This is a genomic window from Stutzerimonas kirkiae, assembly GCF_004327335.1.
Taxonomy (GTDB): Bacteria; Pseudomonadota; Gammaproteobacteria; order Pseudomonadales; family Pseudomonadaceae; genus Stutzerimonas; species Stutzerimonas kirkiae.
On the sequence record NZ_QJUO01000032.1, the window covers coordinates 37,230 to 53,181 of the forward strand.

Consider the following 15,952-nt stretch of genomic DNA (forward strand, 5'->3'; position numbering starts at 1 on the left):
GGGCTTGCTTGCCAGTCACGGCTATCGGCTCATCCGCTGCTCTATTCCTGCACTCCATCTGCGGATGTCGCAGGCTTGCTCCTGCGCTCCGGGCGCGACCATATCCAGGCGGCCCCACAAGCCATGCCGAGTGCTGCGAAGAGGATCGAGGGCCGGTGATGGACGGTCAGCAGCATGATCAGCAGGGCTACCGACATGAGCAATGCGGATACCAGCTTGGTCTGGCGAGTGATGATGCCTCCATCCCGCCAGTCGAGCAGCAGTGGGCCGAACAACCGGTGGTTTTCCAGCCAGGCGCTGAGCCGTGGCGAACTGCGCGAAGCGGCCCAGGCCGCCAGAAGCACGAATTCGGTGGTTGGCAAGCCTGGAAGTAGTACACCGAGCATGGCCAGGCCGATGCTCAGGTAGGCGACGATCAGCCATAGCCAGCGCAGTCGTCCAGGGCGTGGCCGGGTAGCAGCCGGTGTATCAGGCAAAACTGCGCTCCAGATGCACAGTGAAGCGTTCGAAGGCCGCGCTTGCGGCGGCTTCGGCCAGACGTTCCTGTTCGGCGCTCAGTTCGATGCTGTCCAGGGCTGTGACGAAGGATTTCCAACCCTGTGCTCGCCCTCCTTCCGGTTCACCCAGATGGCGTGCACCGAAGCTGTCGCTCAGGCCCAGTGGCGGCATGCGCTTGAGCAGGAATGCCGCGCCGAGCTTGGAACCCTCTGAAACGAACAGCCAGCCCAGGGCTTCGCTGATATCCATTTCCCGTTCCCGAATGCTTTCGTCGCCTTTGGGAACGGCATGTTCGAGGTCGGCCAGGTCCAGGAGGGTCTGTTCGACACGGCAGCGTTTTTCCAGCCCGGGAATCCATCTGGCCAGGTCAGTATCGGCATAAAGTTTTTCCAGGTCGTACTGGAACAGGTATTGGGCGGCGACGAAACGGGCGAAACGCCCGGTGCTGGCGAACGGGTCGTGGCTTTTGACCTGCTTGTCGAGGCGGCTGTGCGGCTCGTGGGTCAGTGCATTCAGGCGTTGCGAGCGTAGTGGGTGGGACAGTGCGGATTGCTGGGCAGTCATGCGGGTGTTCTCGTATCGGTAGGTGGCGATTGGTCCATCTCCAATAGAAGACGAATCAGCTACCCGGATGGAGTAAAAAAATTTGCGTGGCTCGCTGACCCTGGGCAGGCGCTGGTTCGACCGGCGGCTGGATGCGGGGCTGATCGTGCGCTACAACCGAGGGCTGCGGGACGATTCCACGCTCAACAGTCCCGGGGGAACCGGGGCCTTCTATGTGGCGGACTGGCCCGAATACGCACGGGTCGACCTGTATGCCTCCTACCGGTTGAGCAGTCACCTGAAACTCAGCGCTTCGGTGGAGAACGGAAGCTCGGTAACCGGGCCTACATCGTCGGCTACGGCGATTCCATTTCCTACACTCTGGGCCGTGACCGCACGGTGCAAGGGGCACTGGAATATCGCTTCTAGAGGGCCGGCCGTATGGAGGGTGGCGCTCTTCTTTTGCCTGCCTTCCTGTCGGCAGGCTGACCATAGGCAAAAGCAATCATGCCGAGTGGTTTAAGCAATTTAGAAAATGGATCGGTTTGGCGTAAGGTGGCTCCATTGAAATTTCCCATCCCTTCCTGACATTGCACGAGAGGATATAGCCGCCATGTTGGATACCAACCTCAAGACCCAGTTGAAAGCCTACCTGGAAAGAGTCACCCAGCCGTTCGAGATCGTCGCCTCCCTGGACGACGGGGAGAAATCCCAAGAGATGCTGGGGCTGCTGCAGGACATCGTCGGCCTGACCGACAAGATCACGCTGAAGACCGATGGCAATGACCAGCGTCGTCCCTCGTTCGCCCTGAACCGCCCGAACGGCAATATCAGCCTGCGTTTCGCCGGAATTCCCATGGGGCACGAGTTCACCTCCCTGGTGCTGGCATTGCTGCAGGTCGGTGGCCACCCATCCAAGCTGGCGGCCGACGTGATCGAGCAGATCAAGGGGCTGCAGGGCGAGTTCAACTTCGAGACCTATTTCTCGCTGTCCTGCCAGAACTGCCCTGACGTGGTCCAGGCACTGAACCTGATGGCGGTGCTGAACCCGAACATCCGCCACGTGGCCATCGATGGCGCACTGTTCCAGGATGAAGTCGAGCGCCGGCAGATCATGTCTGTGCCGAGCATCTACCTGAATGGCGAACTGTTCGGCCAGGGCCGCATGGGCGAGGAGGAAATCCTCGCCAAGCTGGATACCGGTGCCGCTGCCCGCGATGCCGAGAAAATTGGCGCCAAGGAGGCCTTCGAGGTGCTGGTGGTCGGTGGCGGGCCTGCCGGCGCCGCTGCGGCGATCTATGCCGCGCGCAAGGGTATCCGTACCGGGGTCGCCGCCGAGCGCTTCGGTGGGCAGGTGCTTGACACCATGGCCATCGAGAACTTCATTTCCGTGCAGGAAACCGAAGGGCCGAAGTTGGCCCGCGCCCTGGAAGAACATGTGCGCGCCTATGACGTGGACATCATGAACCTGCAACGCGCCGCCGCGCTGATCCCTGCCAGCGGGGAAAACGGGTTGCACGAAGTGAAGCTGGAAAATGGCGCCTCGCTCAAGGCGAAGACACTGATCCTCGCCACCGGTGCACGCTGGAGGGAGATGAACGTGCCGGGCGAGCAGGAATACCGTGGGCGTGGCGTGGCTTACTGCCCACACTGCGATGGTCCGTTGTTCAAGGGCAAGCGCGTGGCGGTGATCGGCGGTGGCAACTCGGGCGTCGAGGCGGCTATCGACCTGGCCGGTATCGTGGCCCATGTCACGTTGCTGGAGTATGGTGACACCCTGAAGGCCGATGCGGTGCTGCAACGCAAGCTGAACAGCCTGCCCAACGTCACCGTGCTGAAGCAGGCACAGACCACCGAGGTCAAGGGCGATGGCCAGAAGGTCAACGGCCTGGTCTACAAGGATCGCTCGACCGAGGAATCGCATAACCTGGAACTGGAAGGCATCTTCGTGCAGATCGGCCTGCTGCCCAATAGCGAATGGCTCAAGGGTACGCTGGAGCTGTCCCGCTTCGGCGAGATCGTGGTCGATGCCAAGGGCCAGACCAGCATCCCCGGTGTCTTCGCGGCGGGCGATGTGACGACCGTGCCGTACAAGCAGATCGTCATCGCCGTCGGTGAAGGCGCCAAGGCTTCCTTGAGCGCGTTCGATCACTTGATCAGGACTTCCGCGCCTGCCTGATGGTGCCGAGCGGAAAAAAAGGGCCTCGTGATGAGGCCCTTTTTCGTGGCTGCTGGTGAGCGGTGAGGTAGGAGTGGTCTTGGCCGCGAACAGCCTTCAAGCCATGGGAAGCTTCGTGGGCAAGCCCATTCCTACTTATAGAGTACGCTGCGATTACGGCCTGTCGCCTTGGCCTGGTAGAGCGCCTGGTCAGCCTGTTGCAAGAGCTTCTCGTAGTCCGGATGGCCATTGTGCACGGCCATGCCGATGCTGATGGTGACTTTCAGGTCCCCGCCCTGGGGCAGCTTGAAGCGTTCCCGCGCCACGCTTTCGCGCAGTTTCTCGGCTGCGATGATGCCCTTTTCCGGATTGATATCCACCAGTACGACGAGAAACTCTTCGCCTCCCAGGCGGAATGCATAGTCACCGCCACGGGTATTGCCGGCCAGCAGCGTGGCGACCTGTTGCAATATCGAGTCGCCGGCATCATGCCCGTAGCGGTCGTTGATGGTCTTGAAGTGGTCGACATCGATGGCCAGTACACCGAAGGTATTGCTGGACTGGCGGCTGTAGAGGATTTCCTTGCTCATCACCACGGGCAGGAATTTGCGGTTGAGCAGTCGGGTGAGTACGTCCCTGCCCGCCTCCAGGTCGTTGGCCTGTTCGAACAGCGTGTCGAGGAGGAACTTGATGGCCCGTGTCTGCTGGCGTATCTCCCGCAGTACGCTCAGCCCATGGTCGCTGCCTGGCTGCTGGCCATCGGGAATATCCTGCAAGGCGGTGTCGATCTGCCTGATGTACTCGAGGATGCTTTCGCTTTCCGGAGAGCTCTGGAAGGCATGGGAAGCCTTGTGGCGAAACCACAGGCCGAATTCCGAACTGGCCAGTTTGGGCAGGTTGTCGCCTGTATTGCCCATAGCCAGGTCGAACATCAACTGGTTTTCCCAGTCCAGCAGGGCGCCGCGCTGGCGTTCTTTCTCGGTACCGATGTTCTGCGACACGGAGAACAGACGATAGGCCTCCTCCGCCCGGGAGTTACGGTCATGGGACTGGGAAAAGGCGAAGCAGATGATTTCGATGGCCAGGTCGATGATGTCGCTGCCCAGGCAGATGGTTTCGCGATAGAGCTCGTCGCTCAGTCCGCGCAGGGCCAGCAGATGGCGCAGGCGCTCCTTGAGCACCCGGGAGCCGCGCAGCACCAGGCTGACCGGAAGCTCGATGCGGGCGTGCACTTCGCCGATCTTGCGCTGCAGGTCGATGACCGTCTGCAGGTCGTCTATCTGTGCGATCGGGGTGAATACCGTGATCACCCACTGCTGCATGGATTTGCTCAGCCGGGTCTTGACCTGCTCATGGGAGAGGAAGCTGGCCGAGTGCGAGTCGCTCAGCATGTAGGCATAGAAATGCCGGGCCAGATCGGCACTCTTCTCCTTGGCCGTCTCCTGCAATATCGAGGCTGCCTGGGGTGAGAAGCGCTCGACCAGGCTGGTCCACTCTTGGGAGAGTTCCTCGTTGCTTATCTGTTGCATATCGGCAGGATCATCACTGGTCGGTGTTGCACTCGTATGCGCTCAACTGCCCGAAGAGGCCAGGCTTTCCAGCCGGGATACTTCGGCATTTACCCAATCCTCGGCGCGTTGATTGAGCTCGGCGATGGCCCGTGAGCCAGGCTCGTTCTGTGCGTACATGGCGGGGCCGATGACCACCCGTATGGTGCCAGGCCGCTTGCCCCAGCCGGTTCGCGGCCAGAATACCCCCGCATTGTGCGCCACCGGCAGTACCGGCAGTCCGGCGTTGGCAGCGAGCGCTGCACCGCTACGGGAAAATCGGGCAGGCTGGCCGACCGGGGTGCGCGTGCCTTCCGGGAAGATCAGCACCCAGGTGCCCTGGCGCAGGCGCTCGTCACCCTGCTTGGCCACTTGCCGCAACGCGGCCTTGGGATTGGCGCGGTCGATGGCGATTGGCCTGAGCAGCATGATGGCCCAGCCGAAGAAGGGAACGAACAGCAGTTCGCGCTTGAGCACCTGGGTCAGCGGTTCGAAATAGGCCGAGAGGAAGAAGGTTTCCCAGGTGCTCTGGTGCTTGGCGAGGATGACGCAAGGGCGCTCGGGGATATTCTCCTGGCCGCTGACTTCATAGCGCAGGCCGAGGATGCCGCTGGCCATCCAGATGGCGCTGCGGCACCAGGTGCGCACCACGAAACGGTAACGGGTGCGGAAGGACATGAAGGGGGCGCAGACCAGGCTGATCAGGCACCAGACCAGCGCTGATATCGAAAGCAGTACATAGAACAGCAGAATGCGCACAGGGTACAGAGCGTTCATCAGGGAGTTCCGAGTAGATGATCGGCGACCGCCGACAGGTTGGGGAAAACCTGCGTGCCCGTGGGCAGTGCGCTTTTCAGGGTCTTTTCGCCCTTTCCGGTCCTGACCAGATAGGGAGTGCAGCCCAGCGAGATACCGGCTTGCAGGTCGCGCAGGCTATCGCCGACCACTGGTACGCCATCCAGGTCGGCCAGGTGGAAGTGCCCGGCGATGGTGCGGAACAGGCCCGGGCGGGGCTTGCGGCAATCGCAGTGGTCTTCCGGAGCGTGGGGGCAATGGACGACCAGCTCGATATGCCCGCCCTGCTCCGTCGCCAGGCGTTGCATCTTGCGGTGCATGGCCTCCAGCGCGTCGGCATCGAACATGCCGCGTGCCAGGCCGGACTGGTTGGTCGCCACGGCGACCGTCCAGCCCGCCTTGCACAAGCGAGCGATGGCTTCCAGCGAACCGGGGAGCGGAATCCACTCGTCCACCGATTTGACGTAGGCATCGGAGTCTTCATTGATGACTCCGTCGCGGTCGAGAACTATCAGTTTCAATGAGTTAGCCAAGCACGGAAATGTCGGCAACGCCCAGGAACAGGGCGCGCAGGCGGGCCAGCAACGCATAGCGGTTGGCGCGCACCGAGGCATCCTCGGCGTTCACCAGCACCGCTTCGAAGAAGGCATCCACCGGGCCACGCAGGTGCGCCAGGCGCTCCAGCGCTTCCTTGTACTGGCGAGCCGCCGCCAGCGGTTGCACGGCCTGCTCGGCCTGCTGGATCGCCGAGTACAGCGAGAACTCGGTGGCGTTATCGAAGTAGCGTGGCTCCACGCTCTCCGGCAGGATGTCCTGCGCCTTGCCCAGCAGGTTCGATACGCGTTTGTTGGCCGCGGCCAGTGCTTCGGCCTCCGGCAGCGAGCGGAATGCCTGCACGGCTTGCACGCGCTGGTCGAAGTCCAGTGCCGAGGCCGGCTGCACGGCGCGCACCGAGAGATAGCAGGCCACTTCGACGCCTTCGTCCTCGTAGCGCGCGCGCAAGCGGTCGAAGATGAACTCCAGCACCTGCTCGGCGACATCGCTGGCGCTGACCTTGCTGGCGTATTGCGCCAGGGCGAAGTTCACCGCCCTGACCAGGTCCAGGTCCAGCCGCTTTTCGATCAGGATGCGCAGGATGCCCAGCGCGGCTCGGCGCAAGGCGTAGGGGTCCTTGCTGCCGGTGGGCAGCATGCCGATGCCGAAGATGCCGACCAGGGTGTCGAGCTTGTCGGCGATCGCCAGGATCGCGCCGGTCAGCGTCGAGGGCAGTTCGGCCCCGGCGCCGCGCGGCATGTATTGTTCGTTCAGGGCCTGGGCGAGCTCTTCCGGCTCGTCGCCGCCGAGGGCGTAGTAATAGCCGGCGATGCCCTGCATTTCCGGGAATTCACCGACCATTTCGGTGGCCAGGTCGCACTTGCTCAACAGCCCGGCGCGGGCGGCGTACGGCACGTTGCCGCCCAGGCTTTCGGCGATGAAGGCGGCCAGGTGGGAAACTCGCACGGCCTTGTCGTAGACGCTGCCGAGCTGGGCCTGGAAGACCACGTTCTGCAGGCGCTCGTTGAAGCTTTCCAGGGGCTGCTTCTTGTCCTGCCTGAAGAAGAACTCGGCGTCGGTCAGGCGCGGGCGTACCACCTTCTCGTTGCCGGCGACGATCTGCTGCGGGTCGAGGCTCTCGATATTGGCCACGGTGATGAAGCGCGGCAGCAGCTTGCCGGTGTCATCCAGCAGGCAGAAGTATTTCTGGTTGTCCTGCATGGTGGCGATCAGCGCTTCCTGCGGCACGTCGAGGAAGCGCTCCTCGAACGAGCAGACCAGCGGCACCGGCCATTCCACCAGGGCGGTGACTTCATCGAGCAGCGCCGGTGGTACGATAGCCCTGCCGTTCTGCTCGCCCGCCAGTTGTTCGGTGCGGCGGGCGATCAGTTCGCGACGTTCGGCGAAGTCGGCGATCACACGGGCGCCACGCAGGTCTTCCAGGTAGCTGGACGGCTGGCTGATACGCACCGGTGCCGGGCTGTGGAAGCGGTGCCCGCGGGATTCGCGACTGGCGCGCTGGGCGAGGATCTCGCAGTCGATCACCTGGTCGCCGAACAGCATCACCAGCCACTGCGTCGGACGTACGAACTCTTCCTTGCGCGCCGCCCAGCGCATGCGCTTGGGAATCGGCAGGGCGCCCAGCGAAGCGCTGACGATCTGTGGCAGCAACTCGCTGGCCGGCTGGCCGGGGATGGTGCGGCTGAATTTGAGCTTGGCGCCGCTGCGGTCGATTTCCGCCAGGTCCACCCCGCACTTGCGGGCGAAGCCGAGGGCGGCCTGGGTCGGTTCGCCATCGGCATCGAAGGCGGCCTGTACAGGCGGGCCGTCGAGGTTGACGCTACGCTCGGGCTGCTCGGTGGAGAGGTTGGCGACGAATACCGCCAGGCGGCGCGGCGCGGCGTAGACGTGGGTCTGGCCATGGGCCAGGCCGGCCTCTTTCAGGCCCGTCTCGATGCCGGCGAGGAAGGCTGCGGCCAGTTTCGGCAGGGCCTTGGGTGGCAGCTCCTCGGTGCCCAGTTCCACCAGAAAATCCAGTGCACTCATTGTGCTGCCTCCAGTTTGGCCAGTACTTCGTCACGCAGGTCGCCGGGCGCCATCGGGAAGCCCAGGCGTGCCCTGGCTTGCAGGTAGCTCTGTGCGATGGCGCGGGCCAGACTGCGTACGCGCAGGATGTAACGCTGGCGCTCGGTCACCGAGATGGCGCGGCGGGCATCGAGCAGGTTGAAGGTATGGGAAGCCTTGAGCACCATCTCATAGGCCGGCAGCGGCAGTTCGAGGCCGATCAGCCGGTTGGCTTCGCTCTCGTAGAAGTCGAACAGTTCGAACAGCTTCGGCACATTGGCGTGTTCGAAGTTGTAGGTGGATTGCTCCACTTCGTTCTGGTGGAACACGTCGCCGTAGGTCACGGTGCCAAAGGGGCCGTCCGTCCAGATCAGGTCGTAGACCGAGTCGACGCCCTGCAGGTACATGGCCAGGCGCTCCAGGCCATAGGTGATCTCGCCGGTGACCGGATAGCACTCGATGCCGCCGACTTGCTGGAAGTAGGTGAACTGGGTCACTTCCATGCCGTTCAGCCAGACTTCCCAACCCAGGCCCCAGGCGCCCAGGGTCGGCGATTCCCAGTTGTCCTCGACGAAGCGCACGTCATGCACGGCGGTGTCCACGCCGATGCGTCGCAGCGATTCCAGGTACAGGTCCTGGATGTTGTCGGGGTTGGGCTTGAGCACCACCTGGAACTGGTAGTAGTGCTGCAAGCGGTTGGGGTTCTCGCCGTAGCGACCGTCCGCCGGGCGGCGGGAGGGCTGGACATAGGCGGCGTTCCAGGTCTCGGGACCGATGGCGCGCAGGAAGGTGGCGGTGTGGAAGGTGCCGGCACCCATTTCCATGTCATAGGGCTGCAGGACCACGCACCCCTGTTCGGCCCAGTAGCTTTGCAGGGCGAGGATCAGATCCTGGAAGGTGCGCACGGCAGGCGTAGTCTGGCTCACGAAAAATTCACCTGTGGGGGCTGCGACGGAAAGCCGGAGAGTATACCCGATGCAACGGCAAACCCGCATGCGCTGTAGCTTTGCACTGGGTGTCGCAGTGCCTGGAGATGCCATGGCGGCCTGTCCGGCATTGCTCATGGATCGTGCAATCGGCGTATTCGGATGGGGCCTTGCCAATGGAGAGGCCGCAAGGGGCATTGTGTGGGCGCTCATCTATATGATGATTTTTATCAACACAATAGACGTTAAATGTCAATTAAACATTGAAAGCCCTCTAGCGCGATTGTTTCAGGCCGATAACCCATTCACTTCCTCATGCGATGAATCGGGGTGCCGCCATGTTTCGACTGTTCGATGATCTGAATGCGGGTATCAAGCTTGCGGTCGGCTTTGGCCTCGTTCTGTTGCTGACGATAGGGATTTCCCTGGTAGGCACCTTTTCCACTGGCGGGCTCATCGAGCGTGGCGACAAGTTGCAGGCTATCCAGGAGTTGAACGAGGCCAGCAAGGACCTGCGGATTGCCCGGCTGAACTACACCCAGTCACCGACCGGGCAGAACCAGGAGGTGGTGGGCAAGTTGCTGGATTTTCTGCAGCAGAAGGAGAACGAGCTTTCCTCGCGGCTGAGTGACCGGAGCGAATTGGAGCTGTTGAGCCGTTTCGAACAGCACCTGAAGGATTACCGGGAGACCTTCGAGCGGCTGGTGGCTACCCGGCATAGCCGTGACCAGGTACACCAGAGCTTCCTCAGGAATGCCGCCGATGCCACCCAGGCGGTCCTGCGCATAGAAGACAGCATTGGCAGGCAGCCTGAAGGCGATGCGCGCACCCTGCAACTGCTGGCTGTTTCACGTTTCAGCAGTACCTACGTACAGGCCCGCCTGCAGACGCTCAATTACATTCTCAGGGAAGACGCCAGCCTTCTGGCATCCTCCCGGGCCGCTGTCGAACAGGCCGGAGCCGCCGCCGCGGCATTGGACACGAGCGATGGTGCCGGCCAGCAGGCCCTCAAGGGCGCCATCGACAGCTATATCGCCGATTTCGACCGCTTCCAGGCCGACACCGAATCCTTGCAGCGGGAGCGCCAGGATCTGTTCGATCATATCGAGAAAATCCTCGGCATCACCCAGGCACTGCAACAGAGCCAGTTGGGCAAGCGTGACAGCGAAGCCTCTTCCGCCTATCTGTTGCTGAACGCCAGCGCCCTGGTGGCACTGTTCATCGGCATACTGGCCGCGGTGGTCATCAGCCGGCGCATCACCCAGCCTCTGCAGCAGACGCTGACGGCCGTTGGCCATATCGCCGCGGGTGATCTGACCCGTGACCTGCTGACTTCCCGCAAGGATGAGATCGGTCGCCTGCAGCAGGGCGTACAGAACATGACCCAGAGCCTGCGCGAACTGATCGGGCATATCAGCGACAGCACCACGCAGATTGCCAGCGCCGCCGAGCAGTTGTCGGCGGTTACCGAGCAGACCAGTGCCGGCGTCAACAGCCAGAAGGTGGAGACCGACCAGGTGGCCACTGCCATGAACGAAATGGCGGCCACCGTTCATGAAGTTGCACGCAATGCCGAAGATGCTTCGAATATCGCCCGTCAGGCCGATCAGGATGCGCAGCAGGGTGAGCGCGTGGTACGCAAGGCCGTCGAGCAGATGAACCACCTGGCCGAAGAGGTCGAGCAATCCGCCAGCACGATCCTGCAACTGAAGCAGGAAAGCGACAAGATCGGGGGTGTGCTGGATGTGATCAAGGCGGTGGCCGAGCAGACCAACCTGCTGGCGCTGAACGCTGCTATCGAAGCCGCTCGGGCCGGGGAAGCCGGGCGCGGTTTCGCCGTGGTCGCCGATGAAGTGCGCGGCCTGGCCCAGCGCACGCAGAAATCCACCGAGGAAATCGAAGAGCTGATCGCCAGCCTGCAAGGCGGGACCCAGCAATCCGCGACATTGATGGAGAAGAACCGGGAACTGACCCATGAAACCGCCGAACTGGCACGTGAGGCGGGCCGGGCGCTGGAGAGCATCACCCACTCGGTGTCGAGTATCCAGTCGATGAATCAGCAGATCGCCACGGCCGCCGAGGAGCAGAGCGCGGTGGCCGAGGAAATCAATCGCAGCGTGATCAATGTGCGCGACATTTCCGAACAGAGCGCCGCCGCCAGTGAAGAAACCGCCGCCTCCAGCGTCGAGCTGGCGCGGCTGGGGACGGACCTGCAGCAGGTGATCGGGCGCTTCCGTATCTGAGCCACCACCTCGCCGGCACCGAGGCGATTACGCCAGGCGCCCGGTTCACTGAACAACTCCGTAGGAGCGGCCTTGGTCGCGAATGACGGCGTGCTGGCGGCCAAGCTGCTCCTATGGATGGCGGCGCGGATCAGCCCAGCGGTTCCTCGGCCTCGACGCCCTGGCGGAACACCTCATAAACCACCACGGGAATATCCAGATCGCCCAGGTGTTTCTCCACCAGCGGCCTGACTTCCGCCCACTCGAGGCCGCCCACGCCGGTCGCCAGGCGCGGCAGGGCCAGGCTGTGGATGCCCTCGCTCTGTACATGGTGCGCCAGTTCCTTGAGGCAGCGGCTGACGTTTTCCAGGCTGGCCTTGCCCGGCTTGCCGGCCGGACCACGGTGCAGATCTTCCTGGGTCAGCAGGTTGACGATGCCGCGCACGCTACCATCGGCATCCACCCCGGACCATGCCCACAGGGTGCCGGATTCCGGCGAGTTGTCATGCGCCCAGTGGCGATAGTCGCGCACCAGCGAGGGCCAGCGCTGGCGCAGCTCCAAGGCCAGCCCCTTGTCGAAGTGATCGTGCGGCGCGATACCGTGGGCGATGACCTGGGCGTGGGAAAGCAGGATGTCGCCTTCGACGAAATGAATCATGCATATCTCCTTGGTTTTTGCCTGTTTCCAGCATGAACCTTTCGTTGCTGGCGGGCTTGATACAGGTCATCAGGGGGGGCCATGACTGCTGTGAGACTGGATTGGCAATAGTGTGTCTGGCCATAGGGTGCAGAGCGTGATCTCGGGCTCACCTTCCCTGTGCGAATGCCTGGTGGCGGGACGGGGCACGCGTGAATACATCCCTGTAGCTCTTCGCCGCCATCCCTGGCGGCGAAGGCCCCGTCCCACCACCAGGCATCCGCACAGTCACCTTCAGTAGCGCCTGTGGGAAAGAGCGCGAAACAGAAAGCCCTATGGATGATTCGGTACTACGCCGACAGCTCTTTCCATAGTCGCCACGGTATCTACCGCGAGCCCCGCTACGAAACCTTCGTCGTCAGGGACGCCGACGAAGAGCACCCCCTTATTCATATGGGCGACGGGTGCATACGTGTTTCGTAGCGGGGCTCGCCGGGTTCGCAACAACGCGGACAACAAAACATCGCCAGCGGCCTACGATAAAACGCACACTGGATTGCCAATCCGATATCTCCCCCATGACATCGTCATTCAGCGATAGCGAACACCCAATTGCGCCAGTGCCTGCCAGTAGCCCGGATAGGTCTTGCTCACGCAGGCCGGGTCGAGGATCTCCAGGCCGTCGATCTTCAATGCCGCCAGGGCGAAGCTCATGGCGATGCGGTGGTCGGCATAGGTTTCGATACGCGCCGGCAGATGTTGCCCGGCCAGGTTCGGATCGGCAGCCACCAGCAGGTCATCGCCCTCCTCCACGGCCAGCCCCGGACGGATGCGCGACAGCTCGGTGGCCAGCGCCGCGATCCGGTCGCATTCCTTGACCCGCAGGTTGGCGATGCCGGTGAAGCGCACCGGGGTGCGGTTGAAAGCCGCCAGTACCGCCAGGGTGGGAATGGCGTCCTGCATCTGGGCGCCGTCGATCAGCGCCGGCATGTCCGGGAAGCTGTCGATCAGCGCCTTGGCCCGTGCGTCCGGCTGGGTGAACTCGGAGGCTGGCATGCCCAGGTCGATAGCGCCTCCGCTCAGCGCCTCGGCGGCCCACAGGTAGGTGGCGGCCGAGGCATCCGGCTCGATGGCGAAATCCCGCGCCTGGTAGCCGGTCGGCTGCACGCGCCAGGTGGCTTCGTCCACCTGCTCTACTTCGGCGCCGAAGGCGCGCATCGCCGCCAGGGTCAGGTCGATATAGCCGCGTGCGCCGATCTCGCTGCCGAGCAGCGCTACCTCACATGGGCCTTCGGCGCAGGCGGCGACCATCAGCAGTGCCGAGACATACTGGCTGGAGAGGCCACCGTCGATCTCCATCCGGCCACCCTTGAGGCGGCCGCGGCCCTCGATGGTCACGGGCGGGCAACCATTGCTGGCGGAAATATCCAGCCCGAGGGCGCGCAAGGCCCGGACCAGCGGCTCGATGGGGCGCTTGTGCATATGTTCGTCGCCATCGACCACCACCCTGCCCTCGCTGTTGGCCAGGGCGGCGGTGAGAAAGCGCATAGCGGTCCCGGCATTGCCGAGGAACAGCGGTGCGCTCGGCGTCTGCAGGCGACCCTGGCTGTGCACGACGAAGGTGCTGTCGTCCGGTTCTTCCACCACCACGCCCATGGCCCGCAGTGCCTCGGCCATCCAGTGGGTATCGGCGCTCTTGAGGGCACCGCTGAGGCGGCTGCTACCCTTGGCCAGCGCGGCCAGCAGCAGGGCTCGGTTGGTGATCGATTTGGAGCCGGGCAGGGTCAGTCGGCCACGCAGGGGTTGCTCGATTGGAATGGGGGTCAGGGAAGGACGCTTGAGGAAATCGGTCATGGCACGGCCTGCTGGCTCGACGAAAGTGCCGGCGATTATAGCGGCAAGCCAGTGCCTTGGTGATTGGCCTGGGGGGTAGGTACAGAGAGCGATCGCGCTATGCGCTCAAAGCGCCGACAAAAGCGCTGGAGGCTGGACAGCTGGACGTAGAAGCCTTGGTTTCGGACGCTTTTCCCTTTTCCGTCCAGCCAAGCCTCCAGCGCGTTCATCGAAGGCTTTTGCATATGCTGCGACAGTCCCGGAGGAAGCAGGATCAGTGCTCGGCAAATACCTCATCCAGGGTTCCTGCTTCGAGGATGTTTTCCGCCCAGCGCTCCAGCTCCGGGGTCTTCGCTGCCTGGACGCGCGCCAGGGTAGCCTCGTCCAGTTCACCAAAACGGCGGGCCAGCAGCTTCAGCAGAATGGCCTGGGTACCGTGTTCGAACCCCTTCGCTATTCCCTTGCGTTCGAATGAACTGACGTAGGGCATGATGGCCTTCTCCTGTAGCTGGTCAATGTATGCATCGTAGTAGTCGCTGGACTCGGCCGGCAAGGCCACCATCCATTCCAGGAAGATCACCAGGCGACCGATCAGTTGCCGGTCCAGGCGTTGACGAATGGCCAGGCGATAGAAGCCAATCAGGTTGTCGGCGCGCTGCCGGCCATCGCGGATCAGCTTGGCGGTGAGCTGGGCTGCCACCAGCAGGGCGAATGGATTGTCGCTGTGTTGCAGCTTGTCCATATCCGCCTGGAAATCCAGCAGCTTGCAGGTGCGGAAGTGAAAGGTGACACCACTGCCGGCGAAATGACTGGAGAAGCACTTGGGACGGAAACCTGGATGGGTGTCGGTGAGTATTGCCAGGCTGATGACTGGCTTCTGGTAGCGTTCTCGAATACGGCTGTAATAGTGGTACATGCGCTCGGCGAAATTCTGCTCCGGCTCGCCTTGCACCTCGGTGTGGATCAGCAGCCAGTGTTCTACGTCATCCCGCAGCCGGACCTGGGCCAGTTTGTCGACATAGCGCCGTCCCTGTTCGGCATCATTGCTGATCTTCTGCAATTCCTTGTCGAGGAAGACCGGCGCCTGGCGCCAGTCGATCAATGCTTCGACATCTGCAAACAGCAGTTGCAGGAAAGGCTGGAAGAACACTTCCAATGCCTCTTCCCAGGGTGAGTCGTGGTCTTCGTTCATGCTGGCCGCCCGTCGCTATCCGTCTGGCGGCCAGACTGCTGGCAGATGAAATCTGCCGACAAGGACGATGGGCTGGAACTGTGAAGTCGGTCACACAAGGATGTGCTGTTTTGTGAAACACCTCATGGTTTCAGGGTACTTCCACATCCCTGCAACCGTTCCGGCGGCGCCCCCAGCAGGGCTCGCAGGCCATCGGCCAGAGTGCCGCGCCAGGCGGCATAGTCATGGCCGCCGGTGAATGCCTGGTAGGCCACCGGGTAGCCTTTCTCGCACAGCACCTGGCGCAGGGTCCGGGTGCTGCCGAGTATGCCCCGGGCATCCGCGCCCTCCAGCAATCCCGCATCCAGGTAGAAGCGCAGGGGCAGCCGGGGCGTTTCGCGCAACCGGTTGGTCAGCCATTGCACTTCGCTCTCCGGACCCCACCAGAAGGAGCCGGACTGGCTCAACACGGCGCCGAAATGCCCGGGATAACGATAGGCCGCACAGGCGGCGGCCAGGCCGCCATAACTGGAGCCGGCGAGGATGCGTTCGCTCGCCCGTTCGCTGAGGCGGTGGCGAGCGGCGAGCCAGGGCAGCAATTCATGGGCCAGGGCATCGGCGAACAGCGGATTGCACGCCAGTTCCCGCTGGCGTGAGTTCCGGCTCGGGTTGCTCAGCATGACCGCCAGCATTGGCGGTATCTCGCCAGCGGCGATCAGGTTGTCGAGGATGACGGCGGTCGGTACCTGGGCGGTGTAGGCGTGCTCGTCGAACAGGACCAGCAGCGGGTAGGCGCGCCCGGCCTGGTAGCCGGGGGGCGTGTAGAGCGTGAGCGGGCGCGAGTTGCCCAGCTTGTCGCTGCGCCATTGCAGCCGCTGGCTGTGGCCTGCCTGCCCGGGCGCGACGGGTTGCAGCCAGGGCTGCGGCACCGCGCCGGGCAGTTCCAGCAGTGATACCGCTTGCAGCGGTTCAGCGTCGGCGTGGCGCTCGTACAGCGGCGGGGTTGGGTTGAGCGGGTCGGGGC

At 63.1% G+C, this 15,952-nt stretch carries 13 protein-coding genes; 2 read left to right on the top strand and 11 right to left on the bottom strand.

Annotated features, from left to right (window positions below):
- Positions 1 to 41: 41 nt before the first annotated feature.
- The gene (locus tag DNJ95_RS15610; RefSeq protein WP_242671889.1) at positions 42 to 476 is read right to left on the bottom strand and encodes a YbaN family protein; all 435 of its coding nucleotides are present in this window, start codon (positions 474 to 476) and stop codon (positions 42 to 44) included.
- On the bottom strand, positions 469 to 1,062 hold the full coding sequence (locus tag DNJ95_RS15615) for a biliverdin-producing heme oxygenase (protein WP_131185655.1): 594 nt from the start codon (positions 1,060 to 1,062) through the stop codon (positions 469 to 471). The genes DNJ95_RS15610 and DNJ95_RS15615 overlap by 8 nt, the downstream gene beginning before the upstream one ends.
- Before the next feature lie 592 nt (positions 1,063 to 1,654).
- Here DNJ95_RS15615 and ahpF point away from each other — a divergent pair.
- Positions 1,655 to 3,220, top strand: coding sequence for an alkyl hydroperoxide reductase subunit F (gene ahpF, locus DNJ95_RS15620; RefSeq protein ID WP_131185656.1), 1,566 nt, complete (start codon positions 1,655 to 1,657; stop codon positions 3,218 to 3,220).
- A gap of 131 nt (positions 3,221 to 3,351) precedes the next feature.
- Here the strand turns inward: ahpF and DNJ95_RS15625 are convergent, their stop codons facing one another.
- Genes DNJ95_RS15625 through glyQ form a run of 5 tightly spaced genes read right to left on the bottom strand, consistent with a single transcriptional unit; the run spans position 3,352 to position 9,065 of the window.
- A complete protein-coding gene (locus tag DNJ95_RS15625) occupies positions 3,352 to 4,728 on the bottom strand; it encodes a diguanylate cyclase (RefSeq protein ID WP_131185657.1) in 1,377 nt (458 codons plus the stop codon).
- A gap of 42 nt (positions 4,729 to 4,770) precedes the next feature.
- On the bottom strand, positions 4,771 to 5,523 hold the full coding sequence (locus DNJ95_RS15630; RefSeq protein ID WP_131185658.1) for a lysophospholipid acyltransferase family protein: 753 nt from the start codon (positions 5,521 to 5,523) through the stop codon (positions 4,771 to 4,773).
- Positions 5,523 to 6,062, bottom strand: coding sequence for a D-glycero-beta-D-manno-heptose 1,7-bisphosphate 7-phosphatase (gene gmhB / locus DNJ95_RS15635; protein ID WP_131185659.1), 540 nt, complete (start codon positions 6,060 to 6,062; stop codon positions 5,523 to 5,525). Before gmhB ends, DNJ95_RS15630 begins: the two co-directional genes overlap by 1 nt.
- Before the next feature lie 4 nt (positions 6,063 to 6,066).
- Entirely contained in the window at positions 6,067 to 8,121 is a 2,055-nt protein-coding gene (glyS, locus tag DNJ95_RS15640) for a glycine--tRNA ligase subunit beta (protein WP_131185660.1), read from the bottom strand.
- Positions 8,118 to 9,065: a glycine--tRNA ligase subunit alpha gene (gene glyQ, locus DNJ95_RS15645; protein ID WP_131185661.1), complete on the bottom strand. Its 948-nt coding sequence runs from the start codon at positions 9,063 to 9,065 to the stop codon at positions 8,118 to 8,120. Before glyQ ends, glyS begins: the two co-directional genes overlap by 4 nt.
- A gap of 338 nt (positions 9,066 to 9,403) precedes the next feature.
- Here glyQ and DNJ95_RS15650 point away from each other — a divergent pair, with 338 nt between their 5' ends.
- The gene (locus DNJ95_RS15650) at positions 9,404 to 11,308 is read left to right on the top strand and encodes a HAMP domain-containing methyl-accepting chemotaxis protein (RefSeq protein WP_131185662.1); all 1,905 of its coding nucleotides are present in this window, start codon (positions 9,404 to 9,406) and stop codon (positions 11,306 to 11,308) included.
- A gap of 130 nt (positions 11,309 to 11,438) precedes the next feature.
- On the opposite strand, the gene DNJ95_RS15655 is transcribed toward DNJ95_RS15650, so the two are convergent.
- The 4 genes from DNJ95_RS15655 to DNJ95_RS15670 all read right to left on the bottom strand — a co-directional run.
- Positions 11,439 to 11,945, bottom strand: a complete 507-nt coding sequence (locus DNJ95_RS15655) for a macro domain-containing protein (protein ID WP_131185663.1) — start codon at positions 11,943 to 11,945, stop codon at positions 11,439 to 11,441.
- A 570-nt stretch (positions 11,946 to 12,515) separates the two neighbouring features.
- The gene (locus DNJ95_RS15660; RefSeq protein WP_131185664.1) at positions 12,516 to 13,778 is read right to left on the bottom strand and encodes a 3-phosphoshikimate 1-carboxyvinyltransferase; all 1,263 of its coding nucleotides are present in this window, start codon (positions 13,776 to 13,778) and stop codon (positions 12,516 to 12,518) included.
- Between the two features lie 253 nt (positions 13,779 to 14,031).
- Positions 14,032 to 14,949: a DUF4351 domain-containing protein gene (locus DNJ95_RS15665; RefSeq protein WP_131185665.1), complete on the bottom strand. Its 918-nt coding sequence runs from the start codon at positions 14,947 to 14,949 to the stop codon at positions 14,032 to 14,034.
- Positions 14,950 to 15,071: 122 nt separating this feature from the next.
- Positions 15,072 to 15,952 (bottom strand): alpha/beta hydrolase (locus tag DNJ95_RS15670; protein ID WP_131185666.1); only part of this gene is annotated, 881 nt, incomplete at its 5' end.